Annotated in this window: 22 protein-coding genes and 1 pseudogene; 10 read left to right on the forward strand and 13 right to left on the reverse strand. The window is 69.6% G+C overall.

Annotation, left to right across the window (positions count from 1 at the left end; genetic code table 11):
- Positions 1-4 precede the first annotated feature (4 nt).
- A complete protein-coding gene (locus HHX31_RS27790) occupies positions 5-712 on the forward strand; it encodes a TetR/AcrR family transcriptional regulator (protein WP_169951698.1) in 708 nt (235 codons plus the stop codon).
- Between the two features lie 131 nt (positions 713-843).
- Here HHX31_RS27790 and HHX31_RS27795 read toward each other — a convergent pair whose 3' ends face one another.
- Entirely contained in the window at positions 844-2262 is a 1419-nt protein-coding gene (locus HHX31_RS27795; protein WP_311932274.1) for a non-reducing end alpha-L-arabinofuranosidase family hydrolase, read from the reverse strand.
- Positions 2263-3746: 1484 nt separating this feature from the next.
- Here HHX31_RS27795 and HHX31_RS27800 point away from each other — a divergent pair.
- On the forward strand, positions 3747-5045 hold the full coding sequence (locus HHX31_RS27800) for a cellulose binding domain-containing protein (RefSeq protein WP_169951702.1): 1299 nt from the start codon (positions 3747-3749) through the stop codon (positions 5043-5045).
- A gap of 51 nt (positions 5046-5096) precedes the next feature.
- On the opposite strand, the gene HHX31_RS27805 is transcribed toward HHX31_RS27800, so the two are convergent.
- The 6 genes from HHX31_RS27805 to HHX31_RS27830 form a co-directional block, all read right to left on the reverse strand.
- Positions 5097-6092: an alpha/beta hydrolase gene (locus HHX31_RS27805; protein WP_169951761.1), complete on the reverse strand. Its 996-nt coding sequence runs from the start codon at positions 6090-6092 to the stop codon at positions 5097-5099.
- 2 nt (positions 6093-6094) lie between these two features.
- A complete protein-coding gene (locus tag HHX31_RS27810; protein ID WP_169951704.1) occupies positions 6095-7255 on the reverse strand; it encodes a glycoside hydrolase family 68 protein in 1161 nt (386 codons plus the stop codon).
- Positions 7256-7414: 159 nt separating this feature from the next.
- Positions 7415-8332 carry an ROK family protein gene (locus tag HHX31_RS27815; protein ID WP_169951706.1) on the reverse strand — a complete coding sequence of 306 codons (918 nt, stop codon included), beginning with the start codon at positions 8330-8332 and terminating at the stop codon, positions 7415-7417.
- A 5-nt stretch (positions 8333-8337) separates the two neighbouring features.
- The gene (locus HHX31_RS27820; RefSeq protein WP_169951707.1) at positions 8338-9162 is read right to left on the reverse strand and encodes a carbohydrate ABC transporter permease; all 825 of its coding nucleotides are present in this window, start codon (positions 9160-9162) and stop codon (positions 8338-8340) included.
- Positions 9159-9995 carry a carbohydrate ABC transporter permease gene (locus HHX31_RS27825; protein ID WP_211590411.1) on the reverse strand — a complete coding sequence of 279 codons (837 nt, stop codon included), beginning with the start codon at positions 9993-9995 and terminating at the stop codon, positions 9159-9161. Before HHX31_RS27825 ends, HHX31_RS27820 begins: the two co-directional genes overlap by 4 nt.
- 138 nt (positions 9996-10133) lie before the next feature.
- Positions 10134-11489, reverse strand: a complete 1356-nt coding sequence (locus HHX31_RS27830) for an ABC transporter substrate-binding protein (protein ID WP_211590412.1) — start codon at positions 11487-11489, stop codon at positions 10134-10136.
- A gap of 142 nt (positions 11490-11631) precedes the next feature.
- On the opposite strand from HHX31_RS27830, the gene HHX31_RS27835 reads away from it, so the two are divergent.
- Positions 11632-12693 (forward strand): LacI family DNA-binding transcriptional regulator, encoded by a 1062-nt coding sequence (locus HHX31_RS27835; RefSeq protein ID WP_169951711.1) that lies wholly within the window; start codon positions 11632-11634, stop codon positions 12691-12693.
- Positions 12694-12799: 106 nt separating this feature from the next.
- Positions 12800-14230, forward strand: a complete 1431-nt coding sequence (locus tag HHX31_RS27840; protein WP_169951713.1) for a serine/threonine-protein kinase — start codon at positions 12800-12802, stop codon at positions 14228-14230.
- A 107-nt stretch (positions 14231-14337) separates the two neighbouring features.
- On the opposite strand, the gene HHX31_RS27845 is transcribed toward HHX31_RS27840, so the two are convergent.
- On the reverse strand, positions 14338-15354 hold the full coding sequence (locus HHX31_RS27845) for a YafY family protein (protein ID WP_169951716.1): 1017 nt from the start codon (positions 15352-15354) through the stop codon (positions 14338-14340).
- Positions 15355-15446: 92 nt separating this feature from the next.
- Here HHX31_RS27845 and HHX31_RS27850 point away from each other — a divergent pair, with 92 nt between their 5' ends.
- Entirely contained in the window at positions 15447-15845 is a 399-nt protein-coding gene (locus tag HHX31_RS27850) for a glyoxalase/bleomycin resistance/extradiol dioxygenase family protein (RefSeq protein ID WP_169951718.1), read from the forward strand.
- A gap of 49 nt (positions 15846-15894) precedes the next feature.
- Here the strand turns inward: HHX31_RS27850 and HHX31_RS27855 are convergent, their stop codons facing one another.
- The gene (locus HHX31_RS27855; RefSeq protein WP_211590413.1) at positions 15895-16614 is read right to left on the reverse strand and encodes a DUF2306 domain-containing protein; all 720 of its coding nucleotides are present in this window, start codon (positions 16612-16614) and stop codon (positions 15895-15897) included.
- Positions 16615-16713: 99 nt separating this feature from the next.
- Between HHX31_RS27855 and HHX31_RS27860 the strand changes: the two genes are divergently transcribed.
- Positions 16714-17454 (forward strand): TetR/AcrR family transcriptional regulator, encoded by a 741-nt coding sequence (locus HHX31_RS27860; protein ID WP_211590414.1) that lies wholly within the window; start codon positions 16714-16716, stop codon positions 17452-17454.
- Positions 17455-17460: 6 nt separating this feature from the next.
- On the opposite strand, the gene HHX31_RS27865 is transcribed toward HHX31_RS27860, so the two are convergent.
- The gene (locus HHX31_RS27865) at positions 17461-18381 is read right to left on the reverse strand and encodes an SDR family NAD(P)-dependent oxidoreductase (protein WP_169951720.1); all 921 of its coding nucleotides are present in this window, start codon (positions 18379-18381) and stop codon (positions 17461-17463) included.
- A gap of 106 nt (positions 18382-18487) precedes the next feature.
- On the opposite strand from HHX31_RS27865, the gene HHX31_RS27870 reads away from it, so the two are divergent.
- The 3 genes and pseudogenes from HHX31_RS27870 to HHX31_RS27880 all read left to right on the forward strand — a co-directional run.
- Positions 18488-19153 carry a TetR/AcrR family transcriptional regulator gene (locus HHX31_RS27870; RefSeq protein ID WP_169951722.1) on the forward strand — a complete coding sequence of 222 codons (666 nt, stop codon included), beginning with the start codon at positions 18488-18490 and terminating at the stop codon, positions 19151-19153.
- A gap of 182 nt (positions 19154-19335) precedes the next feature.
- A complete protein-coding gene (locus tag HHX31_RS27875; RefSeq protein WP_249346746.1) occupies positions 19336-20283 on the forward strand; it encodes an NADP-dependent oxidoreductase in 948 nt (315 codons plus the stop codon).
- 355 nt (positions 20284-20638) lie between these two features.
- Positions 20639-21037 (forward strand): annotated as a pseudogene (locus HHX31_RS27880) (transposase); the annotation flags it as partial.
- Between the two features lie 41 nt (positions 21038-21078).
- Here HHX31_RS27880 and HHX31_RS27885 read toward each other — a convergent pair.
- The gene (locus tag HHX31_RS27885) at positions 21079-21621 is read right to left on the reverse strand and encodes a CGNR zinc finger domain-containing protein (protein ID WP_169951724.1); all 543 of its coding nucleotides are present in this window, start codon (positions 21619-21621) and stop codon (positions 21079-21081) included.
- A gap of 27 nt (positions 21622-21648) precedes the next feature.
- Between HHX31_RS27885 and HHX31_RS27890 the strand changes: the two genes are divergently transcribed.
- Positions 21649-21837, forward strand: coding sequence for a hypothetical protein (locus HHX31_RS27890; protein ID WP_169951450.1), 189 nt, complete (start codon positions 21649-21651; stop codon positions 21835-21837).
- 349 nt (positions 21838-22186) lie between these two features.
- Here HHX31_RS27890 and HHX31_RS27895 read toward each other — a convergent pair whose 3' ends face one another.
- Positions 22187-22522 carry a hypothetical protein gene (locus tag HHX31_RS27895; protein ID WP_211590416.1) on the reverse strand — a complete coding sequence of 112 codons (336 nt, stop codon included), beginning with the start codon at positions 22520-22522 and terminating at the stop codon, positions 22187-22189.
- A gap of 100 nt (positions 22523-22622) precedes the next feature.
- Entirely contained in the window at positions 22623-23156 is a 534-nt protein-coding gene (locus HHX31_RS27900) for a WD40 repeat domain-containing protein (RefSeq protein WP_169951726.1), read from the reverse strand.
- Positions 23157-23312: the final 156 nt, after the last annotated feature.

Raw genomic sequence — 23312 nt, forward strand, 5'->3', positions numbered from 1 at the left:
ATAAATGGTCGTTCGCGGCCGCGAAGCGGTCAACAAGCAGATCCGGCAGGCTGTGCCGTACGGAACAGGAGGGGGGAAGGTGTCCGGAAACCCACGGCGGGAAAGCTCCGACCGCCGGGTGCGGCGCACCCGGCGGGCCGTTCAGCAGGCGTTGACAGAGCTCATCTTGGAGAAGGGTTACGAGACGATCAGCGTCACGGATCTGATCAATCGCGCGAACGTCGGCCGCTCGACCTTCTACGCGCATTTCACGGACAAACAAGATGTGCTGTTCAGCAACCTCGACGAACTCTCTGACCTTCTTCGTCTTTCTCCGGCGGCCACGCCGGACACCCTTTTCGCCTTCAGCCTGCCGATGTTCGAGCACGTCCAGGAGCGCGGTCGCCTGCTGCGGGCGCTCCTCGGACGGCGTGGCAGCACCGCCGTGGTGGCGCGCGGGGAACGGATCATAGCCGCGACCGTCCGAGACGAACTGCTGGCGCGACTCCCCCCGGGCAGCGGACCGCCGGCTTCGCTCGATCTCGTGGTGACCTGCGTCGTCGGGGCGTTCATGGCCCTGCTGCGCAGGTGGGCGGACGGCGAGGTGGCCGCCACGCCCACCGAGATGGACGCGGCGTTCCGGGCAGTGGTGATGCCCGGCGTGGAGAGGGAACTCGCCGCCGTCCACGCCTTGGGCGATTCGTCCCCTGCTGGCTACGGACCTCCTCGCTGAACGTGCTCCCGCACGCGGCGGCGGCCGAGAAAGCGGCCGCCTGTGCCGGGACGGCGGCTCGACGCCCGGAAAGGGAAAACCTCCGGCCGGGCGATGCCGGCCGGAGGTCTCAGGAGCCCTGGGTCACGTCGTCAGCGCTGCAACGTCAGCACGCCGGGCCGGTAGGGCAGGAGGCCGTAGTCGCCGCCCGAGTTGGGGCTGCGGCCCTGGTAGAGCAGCTGCAGGTTGCAGGCGTCGACGGTCTTGGTCTGGTCGGGGTTGCTGCGGACCAGGTCACCGTGGCTGATGTCGTTGGTCCAGGTGGCGCCGCTGTTGGCCTTGCCCGCGAAGGGGTTGCTCTCGCTGGTGGCCTGCGGGGTCCACGAACCACCCAGGCTGGTCGCCGTGTACGAGCGGAAGTAACGGCCCTGCGAGCCGATCGACTCGACCAGCATCAGGTACTTGTTCAGGCCCTGGAGCTTGTAGACCTCGACGCCCTCGAACAGGTTGTTCGTCGTGTCACTCATGATCGTGGTGTAGTTGGAGCCGAAGCTGCTCGGGAAGTTCCCGATGGGCATGCTCTGCCGGTAGATCTTGCCGTTGTCGCCGGCGAAGAACAGGTACATGTTCTGGCCGTCACCGATGAGGGTCTGGTCGATGGGGCCGGTGCCGGAGCCGGTGATGCTCGCGGTGGACAGGGTCTGCTGTGCCGACCAGCCGTTGGGGTTGGTGGGGTCGGTGGAGGTCCGGTAGGAGAACGCGGTCCCGCCCCACTGGTAGGCCAGCACCCAGATGTTCTTGGGGGCGAAGTAGAACAGCGTGGGCGCGACGGCCGAGAAGTTCATCGCGTTCTGGCTGGCCGAGGCCATGTCGGACCAGTTCGTGAACAGGCCGAAGTTCATCGAACCCCAGCTCGACCCGTTGTCGTGCGTCGTCGCGTAGACGAGGTGCTTGCCGTTGTAGACGACGTTGGTGAAGTCCTTGAGCGACACCCAGCCGGACTTCGGGGTCGCCAGCGCGCCCGTCGAGGTCCAGCGGTAGCTCGACGGGAGGTCACACGTGCCGCCGGTCGGCGTCACCGTCGGGGTCGGCGACTGGGTCGGGCCGCCACCACCGCGGATGGTCCACTTCTGGTTGTCACCGCCCCAGCAGCTGTAGAGCTGGATCTGGCTGCCGTTGGCGGTGGCGGCGCCGACGACGTCCAGGCACAGCCCGGACGCGACGCCCACGATGGAGCCGTCGGAGTTCTGGCGCCACTTCTGGTTGTTCTGGCCGTTGCAGGACCAGATCACGACCTTGGTGCCGTTCGTGGTGCCCATGTTGTAGGCGTCCACGCACCGGGTGCCGTTGAACGTCCGCAGCTCACCGGACGAGGTGAACTCGAAGCCCTGGTTCGCCTGCCCGTTGCAGTCCCAGATCTGCAGAGCGGTGCCCAGCGCGTCGGTGTTGCCCGCCACGTCCAGGCAACGCCCGGACGCCGTGCCCACCAACGGCGCCGGCGCCGCCGACGCCGGCACCGCCCACGTCGCCGTGGCCGCGACCAGCGCCGCCAGCACCGCCACGACGCGCACGCCGACACCGGCTCGCGAACGACGCCAGCCTCTTCTCACACGAATAGGGGGTGACTCCATGGTCTCGTTCTCCTCCTTGGGGGGTGAAAAGCGTGACGAAGCGCGCCACGCCTGGAAAAACCTCAGTGGTCTCACAGAGCCGGGTGGGGACGGCCGATCGATCGGCCCGGATTCCCAAGGTCTGCCGCCGAGAGTCCGGCGGACTAGCGAGTCGTCGCCGTACGACCCGGTTCGTTGTCGTTCGCGCGCCGGCCTCTGGACCCGCCGCACCGTCGAGGCCTCGCCCCGGCGGGGCGGCGGAGAGGCCGCCGGTGACCGCGGTGGGCCGTCGCGCTGCTGTTAGCGCTAACATCATCCGCAATCCCGGGCTCCTCTCCCTCTGGGCTACTCGATGTGCGATGGTGCGGCGGAGCGACACGACAGGGCGGGGCCACGCGTCAAGAACGCCGTTCCTTCCGCCGCCGGCCACGCACGGGTGCCGCCGCAGTGGCGCGCAGCCGGGGACCGCCTCCGATCATGGAGACCCTCCTTTCCGGGGCCGACGCGTGTTAGCGCTCACATCTCACGACGCAGGATGCTGCTACACAGATCCCGATGCCGGTGATACTGGCGGAGCCAACTAGGACTCATCGGCCGCGTCAAGAGGACGGCGAGAGGGCGGCGGCGCTTCGGACGTCTGGAACGCATCCATCTGGCATTACCGATCCCACCGCACCGCTCGCGATACCGGCCGTGATGAAAGTTTCAAACGTGTGAAGCGCCGCCTCCCACTTCGCGTGGGCCGGAGTGCGCTCGGGTCGACGGCTGCCTGGATCCGGTGGTCACACGCTGCGGCAGGAGCCCAAAGGCGCGGGTCGGCGCCGGACGGGCGAGGCCATCCGTGATGAAAGCTTCATCACGACGTTATGAGAGACCGCGACTTCTCCCCTGGTCAAAACCGAAGGAACGGCCGGCGGCGGCCAGGGTCGCCCCCGGGGGAAAGACAAGCCGCTTGACACACCTCATGACTTCGGATTTGCTCCGCTCCACCACCACCTACAGTCGCCCGGCAGAGAGGAGCACGACCGCCCCCCGTCACTGTTAGCGGTAACAACGCGTCGTCTCCACGGCGGACGGAACTCGCTCCGTCCCCCATCGGACCCGCCGGGGAGACAACACGGCAAGCGCCATGCTGACGCCAACGGGCATCTGAACTCGCCTTGCTCTTCTGCAGGAAAGGGCTGAGCGCGACGACCGGTCGCCGCGCCGCTCCGGATCGACTGACGGTGGGCTCACTTAGCGTTCGAACTCGCCCGGAACGGCCGCTCGACCGGCGTGGACATGCCGACCGCGGACGCTTCCACGGGGCGAAGGAACACCCGAATGGCTTCCCTGTCGACACACGTCGATTTTCGAACGGCAAAGGGAGTTGCGTGAAGTTGAGACAGAAATCCATTTTCGCCGCAGTGGCGGCCGCCGCGCTTCTCGTTCTGGGGACGGGACACATGGCGCTGAGCGACAGCCTCGGCGCGAGCGGGTCGTCCTCGGCCAGCGCCGTCGCCGCGGCGACCGGCGGGTGCGGCAAGACCCCGACACTGAGAAGCGGTTCGCAGACGATCACGACCAGCGGCAAGAACCGCAGCTGGATCCTGCGGATTCCCGACAACTACGACAACAACCGTCCCTACCGGTTGATCTTCGCGTACCACTGGCTGAACGGCACCGCCCAGATCGTCGACTCCGGCGGATCGGACGGATCCGTCTGGGCCTACTACGGCCTCAAGCAGCTCTCGAACAACAGCACGATCTTCATCGCACCCCAGGGCATCAACAACGGCTGGGGCAACTCCAACGGTGAGGACCTCACCTTCACCGACGACGTGCTGCGACTCGTCGAGAACGACCTGTGCGTCGACACCACGCAGCGCTTCGCCATGGGGTGGAGCTACGGCGGCTCGATGAGCTTCGCCGTCGCGTGCGCCAGGCCGACGGTCTTCCGTGCGGTCGCGGTCTACTCCGGCGCGCAGCTCAGCGGGTGCAACGGCGGCACCCAGCCGGTCGCGTACATGGGGATCCACGGCACCTACGACTCGGTGCTCAACATCTCCATGGGCCGGCAACTGCGGGACAGGTTCGTCTCGAACAACGGCTGCACCCCCATGTCCCCCCAGGAGCCCGCGCGGGGCAGCCTGACGCACATCACCACCACCTACTCGGGGTGCCGGAGCGGCTACCCGGTCGTGTGGGCCGCGTTCGACGGGGACCACACCCCGTCCCCGAACGACGGATCCGGCTCGACCAGCGGCGCCAGGACCTGGACCTCGGGCGAGGTGTGGAGGTTCTTCACCCAGTTCCAGTCGACGCAGTCTCCGTCCCCGTCTCCCTCCCCCTCGGCTTCGCCGTCCGCGTCCCCGTCCGCGTCCCCGTCCGCGTCGCCGTCCGCCTCGCCTTCCCCGTCTCCGTCTCCGTCGCCCAGCGGCGGATCGGGCGCCTGCCGGGTCACCGCGACCGTCAACGCGTGGAACAACGGCCTGACGCAGAACATCGCCATCACCAACACCGGCTCGTCCACCATCAACGGCTGGTCGCTCGTCTTCACCCTTCCCAGCGGGCAGACGATCACCAACGGGTGGAACGCCACCTACTCGCCCACCAGCGGCCAGGTAACGGCGCGGAACGTCAGCTACAACCCGACGATGGCGCCCGGATCCACCACTGAGATCGGCTTCCAGGCCACCCACACGGGCAACGCCGCCAAGCCCACCTCGTTCACCCTCAACGGAAACCCCTGCACCGTCGTCTGATCGACGAGAACCACCGGGGGTGGTGTCCGGCCGACACCACCCCCGGGCCCCTCAGCTCACGGCGGCCAGAGCGTCGAGCATGCTCTGCCGGAACGCGCGCATGGACGGCACGGTCGCGTCGCGGCCGACGTCGGCGCCGTGGTACATCCGGGGCTCGACGACCAGGTCGACCGGCACGCCGGCCGCCCTGAGCCGTTCGGCGTAGCGCAGGTTCTCCTCGTGGAACAGGTCGAGGTCGCCGACGCCGATCCACGCGGGCGGCAGGCCGCGCAGATCCTCCCTGCGGCCCGCCGCGGCGTAGGGGCGGGGCTCCGCGACGCGCGGCCCGTGGCCCAGATAGCGGGCCCAGGCGTACGCGTTGGAGCGCGGCGTCCATCCGATCCTGCCGCGGCCCCGATGGTCGCGCACCAGGGCCGTACGGTCGTCCAGCATGGGATAGACGAGCAGTTGGAGCGCCACAGGAAGCCCGCGGTCGTGCGCCTTCTGCACGACCGAGGCCGCCAGCCCGCCACCGGCGCTCGATCCCCCCACGGCGACGCGCGCACCGTCCACGCCGAGCGTGGGGGCGGCGTCGTGCAGCCAGCGCAGGGTGGCGTAGCAGTCGTCGAACCCGGCGGGGAACGGGTGCTCGGGAGCGAGCCGATAGCGTGCGCTCACCACCAGGATCCGCAGGTCCCTGGCGATGCGGCTGCACAGTTCGTGGTCGCTCTCCGGGTGGCCGAGGATCGTGCCGCCCCCGTGGATCCACAGCAGCGCCCCGCCGGGACGCCTGCGGTCCTGTGACTCGTACACGAATGCGTCCAGTCCGCCGGGAACCTCGTGCCGCGTGACCGCCACCCCCGCGACCGGCCGCGTGACGCCGCCGCGCGAGAGCCACCGGGCCAGAGCCAGGCTCGGCCTGCCGGTGATCGGGCGTGGCAGCCACAGCGCCGGTGTCCTGAGGTCGGGCGCGACGGCCGAGAGCGTGTGATGGCGACGCGCCACGGCGGCCAAAGCGGCGGCCCCGGCGGCCACTCCGAGCGCTTTCGCCGCCGCGCCCCGCGCCACGCTCAACGTCCCGGCCCCGCCGGCGCGGGGACGACCACGCGGGTGGCGGCGTCGCGCAGGCTGAGTTCGAGAACCGGTGCGATCGTCCCGCCGAACGCGTCCCTGGCCTCCGCGGGCCCGGCCGTCCACGGATCGGGCCCTCCGACGGACCGGTAGTTGAGGAAGCTCACGACCTGCAGGTCGGGCAGGACCAGCCAGGCGTACGCCTGGTCGGGCTCCTCCGGGGGGTTGCGCAGCACGAGCCCAGAGCCGTTGAGCGGCGTGTACGGCCCGGTGAGGCTGGGGGCGACGAAGCCGTAGAGCCCGGTGGGCGCGCTTCCCGGCGGGTGGAACGAGTGCCGCTGGGTGACGAAGAAGAGGTAGTACGACGACCCGTGCACCACGATGTGCGGCCGTTCGATCTCGTGGTTGACCCCGTCGGCCACGAGGAGCGGCGGCCGCAGCGCCCAGCCGTCCGGTGTCGCGGCGGCGAGCGCGACCGCGCCCATGAAGGCGTGGCCCGCGCCGGCGGGCGCGGCGACGGACGCCGCGACCAGCAGGTAGTCGCGCCCGTCGGCGGGGTCGCGGAACCAGCCGGGATCGCGGAACGCCTTGATCCGCCCGGGTCCCCCCTCGATCTCGTCGGCCGGCAGGTAGGTCACGCCGTCCCAGCGGAGCACCTCCCGGTGCTCGGCGGCCTGGTCCAGCGTGATCCGGTCGCCGTCGGTCACCAGCCGGGCGCGGGCCTCGATGACGGTCTGGGCGAACGTCGGGCGCTCCTCCCCTCGCCGGCCCGCCGCCGTGTAGTACACGGACACCGTGCCGTCCGGCCGGCGGATCGCCGATCCGGACCACTCGCGGCTCCCCGGCGAGGCCCCGTCGGCGAAGACGTGGCCGAGGTCGGTCCAGCCGTCGCCGTCCCTCGCGAGCAGCCGGAGGCGGGCATGGTCGTGGCGCTCCTCCGGATGACCGAGCGCGGGCGCGGACAGCGCCATCCACAGCTCGCGCCCCCGCACCACGGACGTCGAGCCGTCCTCCTCCTGGATCGGCCACAGATCCCAGATGTCGTCGTGGGGCAGCACGCGCGGCGACGCGGCAAAGCCGATGACCGGTGCCGTCGTCGCCGCGTCGCCGGTCAGCGCGGCGATGTGCCGCCGCGTCCAGCGCGCGGGCTCGCCGTTCACGCGGTCCCCCCGTCACGTCGTGGTCCGCCGGCGAGCGCGTCGTACGCGCAGGACCGGGTGCCCGGTCCTGGCGTACCGCCTCGCCGCCCCCAAGCAGCCATCAGAAAGAACCTCCAACTCAGTCGCGCGGGACGTTTCCCACGCGTTCCGGAAAACGGGTCACGCAGGCGCGGGCCGCGCCGTACGGGCGAGCTCCACGGCTCCGACCACTCCCGCGTGGTCGCCGAGGCGGGGCGCGATGACGTACTCGTCCATGGCGCCGGGGCCGTCGGGCACGGGCGGCCCCGGGTAGCCGGCGAGCAGGCTGAGCAGCCGCTCCCTGACCGCGGGAAGCAGCGCGGGGTGCTTGGCGACGCCCCCGCCCACCACGATCCGCTCGGGCGACAGCGCGTAGGTCAGGTTGAGGACGGCGAGCGCGACGTACTCCGCCTCCAGTTCCCAGGCCGTCGGGTCGTCCAGCCGCTCGGCGGGACGCCCCCAGCGCCGGCGCATCGACTCACCGGAGGCGAGCCCTTCGAGGCAGTCGCCGTGGAAGGGGCAACTCCCCGCGAACGGGTCCCTGACGGGGTCGTGCGGGACGCGGATGTGGCCGAACTCAGGGTGCAGAAGCCCGTGCAGAAGCCCGTGCACGAGCCCGTCGTTCACCACCGCTCCGACGCCGATGCCGGTGCCCACGGTCATGTACGCGAGCGAGCCGAGCCCCGCGCCCGCTCCCCGCCGCCACTCCCCCAGCGCCGCGGCGTTGACGTCCGTGTCCAGGCGGACGGGTACGCCGAGCGCGGCGCGCAGCGGGGAGACGACGTCGGTGTTCGCCCAGCCCGGCTTGGGCGTGGCCAATATGTGGCCGTACGTCGGCGAGGCGGGCCGCACGTCCACCGGGCCGAAGGTGCCGACGCCGAGCGCGGCGAGCGGCCGATGGCGCTCGAAGAACCGCACCGCCGCGCCGATGGTCGTCTCCGGCGTGGTCGTGGGGATCACTTCGGTCGCGAGGAGCTCTCCCCCGGCGTCGGCGACCGCGCACACCCACTTCGTCCCGCCCGCCTCGATCCCGCCGTAGACCGGAACGGCTGCGTCCATGCGCGTCACCCTTTCAAGGAGCCCTGGAGCAGAGCCGTGACGAAACGGCGCTGGAAGATGAGGAAGATGACGAGCGTGGGGGCCAGGATCAGCAGCGACCCCGCGCAGAGCAGCGGCATGTCGGTTCCCCACTGGCCCTGGAAGGCGCCCAGAGCCCCGGACATCGTCCGTTTGAGCGGGTCGTCGACGAGGACGATCGCCAGCAGGAACTGGTTCCAGGTCCACAGGAACAACAGGATGGCCAGGGACGACAGCGCCGGCATGGCCAGCGGGACGTGGATGCGCCAGAAGAGCTGCCACACGTTCGCGCCGTCGATCCGCGCGCTCTCCGACAACGCGTCGGGCATGTTGACGAAGTGCGCCCGCATCCAGAACACCGCGAACGGCATGTAAAGCCCGATGAGCGGCAGGATGATGGCCCACCTGGTGTTCAGCAGTCCCATGTCGCGCACCTGGTAGTACAGCGGCGTGATGATGCCCTCGAACGGCAGCGTCAGCCCGAGCACGAACACCAGGAACACCACGTTGCGTCCCGCCATCCGCAGGTGGCCGATGGCGAAACCGGCCAGCGTCCCGAGGAGCAGCGCGAGGGGAACCACGCCGAGCACGATGAGCGTGCTCGACTTCACCAGTTCGAGCATCTGCGCGGCCTGGAACGCCTTGGCGAAGTTGCCCCACTGCGGGTCGCTCGGCCACTCCACGCCCGACGGGTAGCTGCCCGACGGGTGCAGTGCGGTGAAGAACAGGCTGACGAACGGCATCAGCGTGACCGCCATCAGCAGGACGAGCAGCAGCCTTCCTGTCCACGCCTCCCGGCGTCCGACGATCATGAGGACCTGTCCTTGGTGAGCCACTGGATGGGAAGGGCGACGAGGAGGACGAGCAGCATGAGCACGACGGCCAGCGCGGACGCCATGCCCACCTGCCGCTCGGAGAACGCCAGGTAGTAGATCTCCAGCCCGGGGACCATGGTCGCGTTCCCCGGCCCGCCCTGAGTCGAGACGTACACGATGTCGAAGCTGGCCAGGGCCGCGATCACGGTCACCGTGACGCAGACGCCGATCTCCTGCCGCAGGCTGGGCACGGTGATCGAGAAGAACTCGCGCATCGGCCCCGCGCCGTCCATCCTGGCCGCCTCGTACAGCGACATGTCGATCTTGCTCATGCCGGACAGGAGGAGGATCGTGCACAGGCCGAGCAGCACCCACGCCCCGATCACCCCGACCGCCGGCAGGGCCGTGGAGAAGTCGCCCAGCCAGGCGCGTGCCACGCCGCCGAGCCCGACGGACGTGAGCAGCTGGTTGACCAGGCCGGTGGACGACATCAGCCAGCTCCACGCGATGCCGGCGGCGACGAGCGGGATGACCTGCGGCAGGAACAGGACCGTACGCGCCACCAGCGCGAGCCGGCTCTCGGCGATGCGCCGGATCGTCGAGGCGATCGCCAGGCCCAGCACGACCGGGATCACGCTGAAGAAGGCGATCAGCTTGATCGCGTTGAGGATGGAGGCGAACAGGTCGGGGTCGGTGAACACCTTGACGTAGTTGCCCAGCCCCGCCCACGTGGACGCGCCGATGCCGTCCCACCGGTACATCGAGTACTGGACGGTGAGCGCGATCGGGCGCAGTACGAATACCGCGTAGAAGCCGAGCGCCGGAGCCACGAAGAGCCAGCCGACCCAACTCGGCGTACGGAGCCCCCCCGAGCGGGCGGGGCTCCGTTTCCTCGTCACGGCTGCCGGCCCGGGGCGGGTCGCGTCGGGATCGACCGCGCTTTCGGGAGTCGGCCGTGTCATCGGCGCTCAGCTCCCCCCGACCTGGCTCGTGTAGTCGCTCTGCACCGACTTCAGCAGTTCCTCGGGAGTCTGCTGACCGGCGACGAGCTTCTGCAACTGCGGGGTCCAGCTCTTGGCGTAGATCGCGCCGGTGGCGTTGGCGATGAAGTCCATCGCGCCGTTGTCCTCGGCGATCTTCGCCCCCGCGTCCAGGGTGCTCGCGGTGACCGTGTCCTTCGCGACCTCCGGCATGGGGCCGTCCGCCGGGCCCATCGGGTGCGACCCGCCGACCTTCACGCCGATCTCGCGCGCCTTCGGGTCGGTCGCCACCCAGTTGAGGAAGAACGCCGCGCAGTCGGCGTTCTTCGCCCTGGAGCTGATCCCGTAGGTGAGGGGCGCCGACATGGCGGCCTGCTTGCCGCCCTGCTGCACCGGCGGCATCAGGAAGAAGCCCACGTCACCCGGCATCTGCTTGTCGAGGTTCCCCGACTCCCAGTCGCCGTTGAACGAGAACAGGCCGTCGCCCTTGATGAAGCGGCTCATCATCGTCGCGTAGTCGACGGCGTTGACGTCCTTCCAGAAGTACCCCGCCTTGATCCACTTCTCCAGGTGCTGCGTCGCCTGCAGGTTGGAGGGGGTGTCGATCGTGGCGCCCGGCTTCTGGTAGATCCAGTCGTTGATCGGCCCAGGGGGACCGTACGCGGCCATGAGGTCCTGCAGCGGGAAGGCGAGACCGCCGGTCGCCCCGCCGTTGAACTGGGCGATCGGGGTGATGCCCGCGCTCTTGGCCTTCGCGAGCGCGTCGTCCAGCTCGGCCAGGGTGGCCGGCGGGGACGACATGCCGATCTTGGCGGCGAGCTTCTTGTTGTAGAAGACGCCGGTCATGCTGAAGTTCAGCCCCATGGCGTACAGGGAGCCCTCGCCGCGCGTCTTCCCGCCGGGAGCCAGGCGCATCTGCTCCAGCTGGGAGGCGGGCCAGGAGTCCCAGCCGAACGCCTTCGCGTAGCCGTCGAGGTTCTTCAGCAGGTTGTTCTTCACCAGCTCCGACACCTGCGGGAGCCGCATCAGGTCCGGCGGGTCGTCGGCGAGGACGCGCGGCGCGTTCTGCGTGATCACCGCGAACTGGTCCTCTCGGATGTTCCACTTCACGTTCGGATACTGCTTGGAGAACTCGGTGCTGAGCTCTTTCGGCAGGGGGAAGCCGGTCTCGATGTAGGCGTTGAGCGTGACCGGCGCCGTGCCGCAGGTCGGCGCGGCCGCCACGGAAGCACTGGTGGCCTCCGGCTGGGGAGCGTCGCCGCCGGGCGCCCCGCAGCCCGCCGCCAGCGATCCTCCCATCACGACCGCGAGCGCGGCCCCGTTCCAGCGAGTTCGACGCGACATCTGCGTCTCCTTGACTACTCGGGGACCCGCCGGCACACGCCGGACGCCCCAGGACTCAGGTTTGCTAAATCGGATTAGCAGTGCGATAGTCTCATCACACGTGCCGCGGGGTGTCAACCCCCACATCGCAGGAGGTCCCTCGGTGAGCCGACGACGGGTCACACTGGCCGACGTCGCCAAGATCGCCGGCGTCTCGCCGACCACCGCGTCGCTCGTGTTGTCGGGACGCGGCCGGGAGTTGCGCATCTCCCAGGACGTCGAGCAGCGTGTGCTCAAAGCCGCGGCCGAGTCGCAGTATCGGCCAAACATCGTATCCGTAGGCCTGCGAACTGGGACAACTCGGACTATCGGCTTTATTTCCGACACCATCGCGACGTCGCGCCTGGCCGGCGACATGATCAAGGGAGCGCTCGAGGCCGCGCGTGAACGCGGCTTCATGCTGTTCATCGGCGAGACGGAGGGCGACCCGGAGCTCGAACGCCTCCTGCTGCAGGCCATGCACGACCGTCAGGTGGACGGGATCATCTTCGCCTCGATGTACACCAGGACGATCAAGGTCCCGAAGGGCTTGGCCGCCACGCCCGCCGTACTGCTCAACGCGCTCCCCAAACAGCCGTCACCGCTGCCCTCGGTCATCCCCGACGAGATCGAGGCCGGGCGGATCGCCGCCCGGGCGCTGCTCGACGCCGGGTACCGCGAGGGCATCCACCTCATCGGCGCCGGTCCCGCACGGCGCAACGTGCCGGCGGGCGGAAGCGTCGCGGCCGTCGAACGGCTCATCGGCATCCGCGAGGTGCTCGCCGAGGCGGGGGTCAAACCCGCGAGCGGCCACGTCTGCGTCGACTGGCAGCCGGAGTACGGTCTAGCCGCGACCCGGGCGCTGCTGCGGAACGAGCGCCCCAAGGCGCTGATCTGCTTCAACGACCGGATCGCCCTGGGCGCCTACCAGGCCCTCGACGACTACGGGCTCAAGGTGCCCGCCGACGTCTCCGTCGTGTCCTTCGACGACCACCCCATCGCCGCGTGGATGCGGCCCCAGCTGACGACGGTGGCCCTCCCCCACTACGAGCTCGGCCGCAAGGCCGTCGACGTGCTGTTCACCGAGATCGGCCGCGACCGGGAGGACGACGGCGAGGAGGGCGAGGTGCATCGCGTGCCCATGCCCATCCGCCTCCGGGAGTCGATCGCGCCGCCCGGCGCGTGAGCCCGGCCGGCCCGGCCGACGCTCCTGGCCCGCTCGGCGCCGTTTGCGTCCGCTCTGATCTTCGGGTCACCATGACGGAGCCGGGCGTCAGGACGGGAGCGCGAAAGTGCGTCACGAGGAACCGCCGAAGAAGATCGGCAGGTACAGTCCCCAGTCGCATCTCGCGACCGGTGGCATGGGCCGGGTCTTCCTCGCCCTCGATCCCGAGGGGCGGACCGTCGCGGTCAAGCAGCTCCATCCCGGCATCGCCCATGAAAGCGGCATGCGGGAACGGCTCAGGCGCGAGGTCGAGGTGATGCGGAGGATCCGCAGCGCCCGGGTCGCCGAACTCGTCGACGCCGACATGGAGGCCGACCCGCCGTACATCGTCACCCGCTACGTGCAGGGCCGTACGCTCCACAGTCTCGTCGACGAGGAGGGCCCGCTCAGGGGAGACGCCCTGCTCCGGATGGCGTACGGCATCGCCGAGGCCCTGGTGGCGATCCACGACGCCGGTCACGTCCACCGCGACCTCAAGCCGTCCAACGTCATGGTGGCCGGTGGCGAGCCCGTGGTCATCGACTTCGGCATCGCCAGGGAACACGACGCGACCCGGCTCACCCACGAGGGCGCGGCGATCGGCACGGTCGGCTACATCCCGCCCGAGGTGCTGGAGGGGGCGGTGGCGGGCCCGCCCGCCGACGTCTTCGCCTGGGGGGCGACGGTCGCGTACGCAGCGACCGGGCGACCGGCGTTCGGCACCGGCGGAATGCAGGCGGTCGCGCTTCGCGCCTACCGCGGCGCCGCGGATCTGGACGGCGTCCCAGGCGAGTTCCGTCAGCTCCTGACCGCGGCGCTCGCACCCCGGGCGGACGTCCGCCCCGACGCACGCACGCTGGTGCGCGCCCTGTCGGACCACCCCGCCGGCTTCACGATGGACCCGGCCGCCGTCGATCCCGTCCCGGCGCCGGGGTCTGGTGCCGCCACACCGGGCACCGAGCCCGTACGCCCCGGGAGGAGACGGGCACTGGCCATCGGCGCGGGCGCGGCGGCCGCGGCGGTGCTCGTCAGCGGATCGCTGCTCGTCGGGCGGTTCGGTGCGAGGGCCGACCCTCCACAAGCGTCACCCTCACTTTCGCCCGTGGCCGCGCCGTCCCGGCCGTCCTATCAGGCGACCGTCGCCAACGGGCAGGCGGGACAGAAGCTGATGGATTTCCTGGCGGACAACGCGGGCAAGAAGGTCCTCTTCTTCGCCCCGCTGGACGCGGGCATCACCCCCTATGCCGGCGGCGGCGAGCCCTTCGACTCGTTCGGCAAGAACGACATGGCTCTGTTCACCTTCTGGCCGGAATGCCGCGAAAATCTGGACCCGGGCGAGCAGCCGACTTCCCTGAAATGCGAGGGCGTGCAGGTCACCATTCTGGGCGAGCAGCCGGCGCGGGTGGGCCTGCAGTACACCAATGGCTTCTACCGGGTCCAGGGCAATTTCGAGGTGTCCGCGGACGGAACCCATCAGGGCATCCACGCCTTCACGCTCAAGCCCGTCGAAGCTGCCTGACAGAGCCGATCGGGCCGCGCTCGCCGAGGTGATCGGGACACCGGCCGAGGCGCTGGTATATCTCGACCGCAATGGACGGCCTCCCCGGTCCCCACACCCCCTCCGCTTCACGGGACGACTGTGCCCGGGGCAGGCGGAGTCCTGCGGGCGGAGGCGGCGAGCCGGTCAGCCAGCGCGGCGACAAGGCCGCGGAGTTCGTCCGGTCGCTCGATGACGAACGGCCGGTCGAGCGACGCGAGCACCGGAGGCAACCAGTCGAGCCGCTCCACTCGCAACTCGACGCGAAGCCAGCCCTCGGTGCCGCAATCCGTGTCGCGCGCGGACGCGGGTTCCTCCACAGTCGCGACGCTGGCGGGAAGCCGGGCACGGATCTGCTCGACCGTCCCCTGGATGAGCAGGACCACTTCGTGCCGGTACGGAGCCGTGGCGAGGGCCGACAGAACGCGCTGCGCCGGATCAAACCCGGCGGGCGGCTCGAACGAACCGGGCAAGGTCCTCGCGTCCGCGATGCGATCCAGCCGGAAGGTCCGCTCCTCACCGATCCCGGGATCAGCGCCCGTGACGTACCACCGGCCCGAATGGGCGACGAGCCCGTACGGATGCAGCGTCCGTTCGCTGCGCCGGCCGTCGGCGGCGGTGTACCTGATCGAGATCGGCCGGTGATGGCGCACCGCATCCGCGATGGAGAGCAGGACCCGGCTCTCCGGGATGACGAACTCGCCGGGTGGAGCTGTGAAGGCGAGGGACTCGATCACCGTGTCGAGCCTGCGGGCGAGCCGCCCGGGCAGGACCCGCCGGATCTTGGCCGCCGCCGTCTCACTCGCCGTGCCCGTCGTCGTCGTCAACCCTGACCGGCGTCCGGCGACCAGGCCGAGCAGCACGGCGAGCGCCTCGTCGTCGCTCAGCATGAGCGGAGGCACACGATATCCGGGGGCGAGCCGGTACCCGCCGTAGCGGCCGCGCACCGACTCGACGGGTACGTCGAGGTCGACCAGGTGGTCCACGTACCGCCGTACGGTGCGCTCGTCGACGCCGAGCCGGTCGGCGAGCTCGGCCATCGTCCGGGTGCCGCCCGACTGCAGGAGCTCCAACAGCGTGAGCACGCGGTGAGTAGGTCGAGCCACGACGTACAAGTTAGTGGAGATACTGGGCGGTTTCTGTCCGGTATTCGTCCTAGCCTGCGCTCGGAGCACAGCCCATAAGCAGGGAGACCACCATGGACTTCGTATCGATACGCATCATCACGGACGACGTCGCACGCCTCGTCGACTTCTACGAGCGAGCCACGGAAGTACGCGCCACCCGATACAGCGAGGAATTCGCCGAGCTCAGAACCACCTCCGGGACCCTGGCGATCGGCAGCACCAGGACCGTCTCGCTCATCGCGCCTGGCGCTGCCCGGCCGGCCGACAACCGCACTGTGATCATCGAGTTCCTCGTCGACGACGTGGACGGGGTGCATCGGAATCTGTCCGGCTTCGTCGGGGAGTTCGTCAACGAGCCCACCACGATGCCCTGGGGCAACCGCTCACTCCTGTTGCGCGACCCCGACGGCAACCTCGTCAACTTCTTCACCCCCGTCACCCCAGCCGCCCGCGAGAAGTTCGCGCGCTGACGATGCGGCAGGGGCCGGCGGGGCTCCGCGATGAGACCGCCCTCCGGGATCAGGTCGCGGGGGCGGTGCGGCGGCCGCGGCGGGCCACCTCGCGCTCCAGGTACCACTCCACGGCCAGCAGCGGGATCGTCCAGCCGAGCCAGCCGGACAGGCCGGAGATCGTCCACGTCATCAGGTCGGGGTCGCCGCGGAAGACGGTGTCCTGCAGCGGGGGCAGGAGGATGATCAGCATCCCAGTCCACACCCGGTTGGTGATGATGGAGTAGGTCAGCACGGCGCTGCGCAGCATCCAGCGCCGGTGGTCGGCGAACCGGCGGGCGCGGGCGGCACGCCAGCCCGCCACGGTGAAGGCGAGCCACAGCAGGGCGAGGAGCACGTCGCTGACCGCGAGGAACAGCCCGAACGGGGAACGCGCCCCGATGACCAGGCCGGTCAGCCCGGCAGGCAGCACCCCGGCGAACACGTAGACCCGCCCGGCGCGCCGGTGCCCCACCGGGTGCCGCCGCCGGAACCACGGCCATACCTGGAAGAACGCGGTGACCATGGCGATCGAGGCGAACAGCACGTGCGCCACGAGCAGCGGGTAGTGCAGGCCGAACCCCTGTGGCTGCGGCACCCGGGACAGCGACGGGTCCCCGGTCAGGTACGGCGGCAACGAGAACGCGAGGAACCCGGCCGTGACCAGGCCGAGCGGCACCGTCCAGCGGCGCCGCCACCACGGACGCCGGCGGGCCGACACCGGCGGAGGACTGTCGATCATCATGTGCATGACGGCTCCAAGAGGACGGTGGAGAATGCGTATCCCATACGCTAATGCGTATCATATACGCAAAGCGTAGGCTATACGCAAACTGGTAGGCTCACTGGAATGCCGGACGACATCGGGAACGAGCTGCCGCACGCGCTGAACGTGCTGTGGGGACGGGCCAAGCCGAAGGGACGGGGACGCACGCCCGCGCTCAGCCTGGAGCGGATCGTGGCGGCGGCCATCGCCCTCGCCGACGAGGAGGGCCTGGCCGCGCTGTCCATGGCCCGGCTCGCCGAACGGCTCGGCTGCGCGCCCATGTCGCTGTACCGGCACGTGGCCGGCAAGGACGACCTGCACCTGTTCATGCTGGCCGCCGCACCCGGCCCGCCGCCGGAGTTCGACACGGCGCCGGCCGACTGGCGCGGCTCACTCACCCGATGGGCCGTCGAACTGTTCGACGTCTACCTGCGGCATCCGTGGATCGCCCAGCTGGCGAACTCCCCGCCGATGGACCCCGGCCAGCTCGCCTGGCTGGACGCCGCGCTGCGCTCCCTCGGCGGCACACCGCTGGACCCGCGGGCCCGGTTCTCCGTGGTCATGCTGGTGCTGCACTACGTGCGCGGCGCCGCCCAGCTCCTGACGTCCATCCCCGCCGAACGAGAGGAAAGGGCCGACGAGACGTACGCCGCCCTGCTCGCCGAGCTCGCCGACCCCGCCCGGTTCCCGGCACTGGCCCGCGCCGTCGAGGCCGGGGTGTTCACCCCCCGCCCGGAGACCGCTCCGGACGACGACTTCCGCGCCGGCCTTGACCACCTGCTCAACGGCGTGGGAGTGGCGATCGAACGCGCCGCCCGGGCCTGAGCCGGGTCAGCCGTTCTGCTTGAACTGGACGATGGGAAACTTCACCCCGGTGAGGTCTTCGGAGACGGCCCACAACCGCTGCTGGACGGCTGCCTCGTACGACTCCGGGCTGGAGGTGACCAGCCGGGGGTGGCCCATGACCTCGAAGCGTCCGCCGGGACCGTAGTACTGGCCGCCGAGCACGGCGGGATCGGTGGCGGCGCGCAGGGTCGGCAACGCGCCCATCGCCGGCGTCTGGGTGATCAGCGGCGCGAACCAGGTGAGCGGTAGCCGGAAGGCCGCGGGGGCGTTGCGGGCGAGCTCGGTGCTGGAAATGCCGGGGTGCGCGGCCACCGCGACGGTGGTGCCGTGCGTGGCGAGCCGGCGCTGCAGCTCGTACGTGAACATCAGGTTGGCCAGCTTGGACTGTCCATAGGCGGCGACCCGGCTGTACGACCGCTCCCATTGCAGGTCGTCGAAGTGGATCGCGGCCCGGATGCGATGGCCGGTGCTGCTGACCGTCACCACCCGCGAGCCGGGCACCGGCAGCATCAGGTCCAGCAGCAGCCCGGTGAGCGCGAAGTGGCCGAGGTGGTTGGTGCCGAACTGCATTTCGAAGCCGTCACGGGTGGTCTGCTTCGGGGTGTACATCACGCCGGCGTTGTTGATCAGCAGGTCGATGCGGTCGAGCCGGGACCGCAGCGCCGCCGCCGCGGCCTCGACGGAGCCGAGCGAGGTCAGGTCCAGCGCCTGCACGGTCACGTCACCGGTCATGCGGGCCGCGGCCTGCTCGCCCTTCTCGACGTTGCGCACGGCGAGGATCACGGACGCCCCGTGCTCGGCGAGCGCCTTGGCGGTCTCGTACCCCAGTCCGGTGTTGGCCCCGGTCACCACGGCCACCCGCCCGCGCTGATCCGGAATGTTCGCCGTCGTCCACTTACCGCCCATGCCCGGGCTCCCATCTAACGTACCGAAGGTATCTTCCGCCTTTGACGCTAAGGTACCTCCGGTACGTTGTCAACGTACCGGAGGTACTTAAGTTAGGCTGGCGACCGTGAGCTTCCAGCGGGCGCGAACCGAAGAGCAGCGAGAGATCCGCCGGCGGGCGATCCTCGACATGGCGTCGGCGATGCTCCACGAGATGCCCGTGGCCGCGGTCACCCTGAACGAGCTCAGCCGCCGGGTAGGCCTGGCGAAGCCGAACGTGCTGCGCTACTTCGAGTCTCGCGAGGCGGTGCTGCTGGAACTGCTGGACCGCTTCCTGCAGGAGTGGCTGACGGAACTGGCGGGTGAACTGGCCGCCGGCATCGACGAAGACCTGCCCATGGCCGAGCGGGCGACAGCGGTTGCAGAAATCCTCAGCCGCTCGCTCTCCAGCCGAATGGTGCTGTGCGATCTCTTCGGCGCACAGGGCAGCGTCCTTGAACACAACGTCTCCGTCGAGGTCGTAGCACGCTACAAGCGCGCCTCCCTGGACCGCCTGACAACCATGTCCGCCCTGATCCAGAACTACCTGCCGGAGCTGGGCGAGAACGCAACGCTGTTCAGCCTGCAAACCATGGTCATGGCCGGCGCGCTGTCGGCGTACAGCACACCCCCACCCAGCCTGCAGGCGGCCTACCAGGCCGAGCCCGACCTCGCCCGCTTCCACTTGGAGCTGAAGGACTCCTTGAAGCTGGCCCTGACCGCAACCCTCCTGGGCGTGCTACCCCGCCGCTGACCTGCCTTGCACTGGACAGGCCCACTCAGACGAGTCATTTAGCTTGACGTTGGTGCCCCCGCTGTCGCAGTAGCCGCTGGGCGAAGGCCCGGGAGGTGAGCGCACGCGACTGGCCGACCCTTTCGCATATTGATCGTCTGTCCACTTTCCGATGCCGCCAGGTGGCTGAAATGCTTGTCGTCATGACTACGACGAAGATGCGTGCGATCAGCCAGGACGTCCTGGGTGGCCCCGAGGTGCTGAAGGAGATAGAGGTGGAGCGGCCCACGCCGGGCCCGACCGAGGTGCTGGTGCGGGTGCATGCGGCCGGGGTCAACCCGACGGACTGGAAGCATCGCGCCACGGGTGGCTTGCTGGGACAGCCGCCGTTCATCCTCGGGTGGGACGTCTCCGGTGTCGTCGAGTCTGTCGGAATCGGGACAGCTCTCTACAAGCCGGGTGACGAGGTGTTCGGCATGCTGCGCTACCCGTACGGCCACGGCGCGTTCGCCGAGTACGTGACCGCACCCGCCCGCACGTTCGCCCGCAAGCCCGGGAAGATCGACCATGTGCAGGCGGCCGCGCTCCCCCTGGCCGCGCTGACCGCGTGGCAGGCGCTGGTGGACATCGCGGGAGTGAAGGCCGGGCAGCGGGTGCTCATCCACGCCGCCGCGGGCGGAGTGGGCCATCTCGCGGTGCAGGTGGCCAAGGCCCGGGGCGCTCACGTCATCGGTACGGCAAGCGCGGCCAAGCACGAGTTTCTGCGCGGCCTCGGGGCAGACGAGCTCATCGACTACCGGAACGTGGACTTCGCCGAGGCGGTCGGAGACGTCGACGTGGTGATCGACACCATGGGCGGCGACTACGGACCGCGTTCACTGCGCACCCTGCGCGAAGGCGGCGTCATTGTGTCGCTTGTGCTGTCCAACATGGCCGAAGGGCTCAACGCCCAGGCCGAGGAACTGGGCATCCGCGCGGAGTCCATGCTCGTGGAGCCGGACTACGCCGGTATGAGGGCGATCGCCGCGCTGGTCGAGACGGGCCGGCTGCGCGCCGAGATCGACACGGTACTGCCACTGGAAGAGGCGGCCAAGGCCCACGAGCGAGGCGAGACGGGGCGCACCACTGGCAAGATCGTGCTCACTGTGTAGATCGGGCTTCTTCGATCCTGCTCCGCGGATCTGAGAGGCGGGAGCCGCTTTGGCGAGGCGGCTCGTACGAACAGGCAATAAGTTCTCCCTCACCGCGCTCTGTGACTTCTCACTGGCTGCGGGCACGTCGGCGCCTGCACTTGGCAGCATTGACTTGGACAACGAGGGCTGGGAAGACATCGAGGAGCCCCTCGACGCGCCCGCGCTTCCACGGCGTCTCGCCGCGCTCGTCGGCGCGCTAGGAGGGTCGGCAGACCTCGGCGTCCACCATGACCGGTACCTCACTATCCTCACCACGAGGAGTCCGACGGAGCGATCACCGTGATCCTTGCGACACGGGACCCTCGTCGCGGCATTCAACAGGGCCGACAAGGACCACGCCCTGGCCGCGGTGACGGTGTTCCAGGCCGCTTAGGGCGCCAAGTACGGCAAGGCCGTGGCCAAGGTCGTCGACGACCTTGAGGAACTGCTGGCGTTCTACGACTTCCCCGCCGAGCACTGGGTGCATCTGCGCACGACCAACCCGATCGAGTCGACGTTCGCCACCGTGCGGCACCGCACCAAGGTCACCAAAGGTCCCGGGGCCCGGGCGGCCGGGCTGGCCATGGCCTTCAAACTGATCGAGTCGGCCCATGCCCGCTGGCGCGCGGTCAACGCTCCCCATCTCGTCGCCCTGGTCCGCGCCGGGGCGACCTTCATCAACGGCAAGCTCGTCGAACGTCCCGACGATCAGCCCTCACCGGCAGCCGCTTGACACTCGTGATCCACAAGTCTTGACGATTGCTCCCGCAGAGTTCACCGTCGATTCGCCGGAGCAGGAGGAGCGTGCAGGGCCCGGTGCCGCCGCACCGCGTCCCGGTTGGCACAGCGCGGCGAGCAGTAGCGTTGCCGGCCGCTCCGCGAGACGTCCGCGTAAACCAGCCCGCAGCCATCGCGCGCGCAGCGCGCCAGCCGCGACATGCCGCGCCCCGTCAGATGCAGGGCGGTGCCCACCGCGACCAGCGCGCGCAGCATGCCGCCGAGCGACAGGCCCGCGTCGCGATAGTGCAGGTGCCAACCGGTTCCGGCGTGGTCAGTGACGCGAGGATACCCCGCCGAGGTGGCCAGCAGGTCGTTGAGCAGCGCGACCCGTGCGCGCTCGTCGCAGGTATCGACGATCTCACACCACTGCTCGATCAGGTTGAGCGCCACGGCGAGGTCTGCCTCCTCCGGGGAGCGGTCGATGACGAGGCCGGCGTCCGCGCACCGTTTCACCAGGTCGTCGAGGGATGCGGGCGGGAAGTTGGCCAGGTCCGCCATCAGAAGGACCACGTCCGCCCCGTAAGGGTTGAGATGCACAATGCCATTACAGCACGCTATTGACCCATGAACGACCACGACGGACATGACTGGCACACCCGCTCCCACCACCACACCAGCGAGGGGCTGGTGCGCTACCAGACCTGCCACTGCGGCTCCTGGCGGGTGCTGTGCGGGGCCCTTAACCCGCCCACCGCGGCGGTGGTGACGTGGAGCGCCCGGCGGAGCGCACCGTCCGGCCGGGCACACCGCTGACCGGCGCATTCTTTCAACCGGGTACCGCTCAACGACATCCCAAGGCTGGTCGGCGGGGGGACGGCATGAGCGGCCCCAACATGGCCGCGCTGCTTGTACGGCCTCACCGAGTTGCAGCCAGTGGCTGATGTCCGGACAGCAGGACGGCTCGCACCCAGGAGCCGGGCGCGAGCCGGACAGCGGAGCACCGTGAAACCACTCCTCGGTCGGGATCAAGCCCGTCTGGCAAGCGGCCCACTCGGACGGGTCACCCAGCTTGACGTTGGTGCCGCCGATGCCGCAGTAGCCGTTGGGCACCTTGAAGAGATATTGCTGGCTGTAGCAGTTCTCTTCGGGCAATAATTCGCGGCTAGCGTGGGCTGGAGCGGAAGTCAGCCCAGACGTCGACCGCCTGCGAAGTCGAGGCGGCCACGTCCTCGCGAGACATACCGACGGTGGAGATCAAGCGATCCGCAAGCCAATCGGGCACCGGCCCCCTGGGAGGCGGTTGCTCCACGCGGATGTGAGCGGCCAGCGCGCCCAGGCGTTCGATGATCTGCCCAAGCTGCACCACCTCCGGACGCCCCTTGCCGACGGCGCGAACCCTGGCCGTGGCCTCGGCGTAGACCTCACCATCGGCGAGGGGCGGGAGCCGCTCTGGCGAGGCGGCCCGCACGAAGAGGGCAGCGGCGAACCCGGCGTCCACGCGAGGGTCTCGCCGGTGGCGTCGCCTCGCCGACCGGTAGGACGTGGCGCTCGTTACGGCATCGACGACGCTCCGATGATCACGGGACGGTCTTCCTGCATTACGCGGCAGGCCCCAGATCCCAGGTCCACAGCGCTTCGTGACCGCCGCCGACAAGCACAGCGCGGCCGTCGACGTAGCTCATCGACAGAGAGCCCAGGTAGCGGGAAGAACGCTGAAGCGTCCCGACCTGCCGGCTGGTCGTGAGGTCCCAGACCCGCATGCTCCTGTCCTGTGGCGAGTAGGTGACAGCGATCGGGACACCAGCGACCCGTCCGAAGGCGATGTTGCTCACCTGCTTGGAGTGGCCGAGCAACGGACGCTCGACCTGCTTTCCCGTGGCGAGATCGTAGAGTTCCACGGTCCTGCCTGTGGCCACGATCGCGACCGTCGTGCAGTCGAACAAGGCGATCTCCACCCGGGCCGAGTGCTCGGTCTTCGCGATGCGGAACGATGCCATCCGTTTTCCCGCGCCGACGTCCCAAAGCCGGGCGCGGGTGGCGCTGAAGGTCACCGCGACCGGCCGGCCGGCGAGTCTGATGAGGGCCAGCTGTCCGACCGGGCCGTTTGCGACGGCGAGATCGTGCAGCAGCACTCCCGAAGGAAAGTCCCAGATGCGTACCGCCCTCTCTGCCAAGGTTTGTTGAGACAGATGTGGCTAGAGTGCATTTGAGTGACGAGGGCGAGTAAGGATCTCAACGAACTGTGAGCACGATGCTGGCTGAGCGCCCGAGGCCGTCGATCGTCCATG

Origin of the sequence: Microbispora sp. H11081 (genome assembly GCF_012999535.1) — a bacterium.
In the GTDB taxonomy this organism is placed as follows: Bacteria; Actinomycetota; Actinomycetes; order Streptosporangiales; family Streptosporangiaceae; genus Microbispora.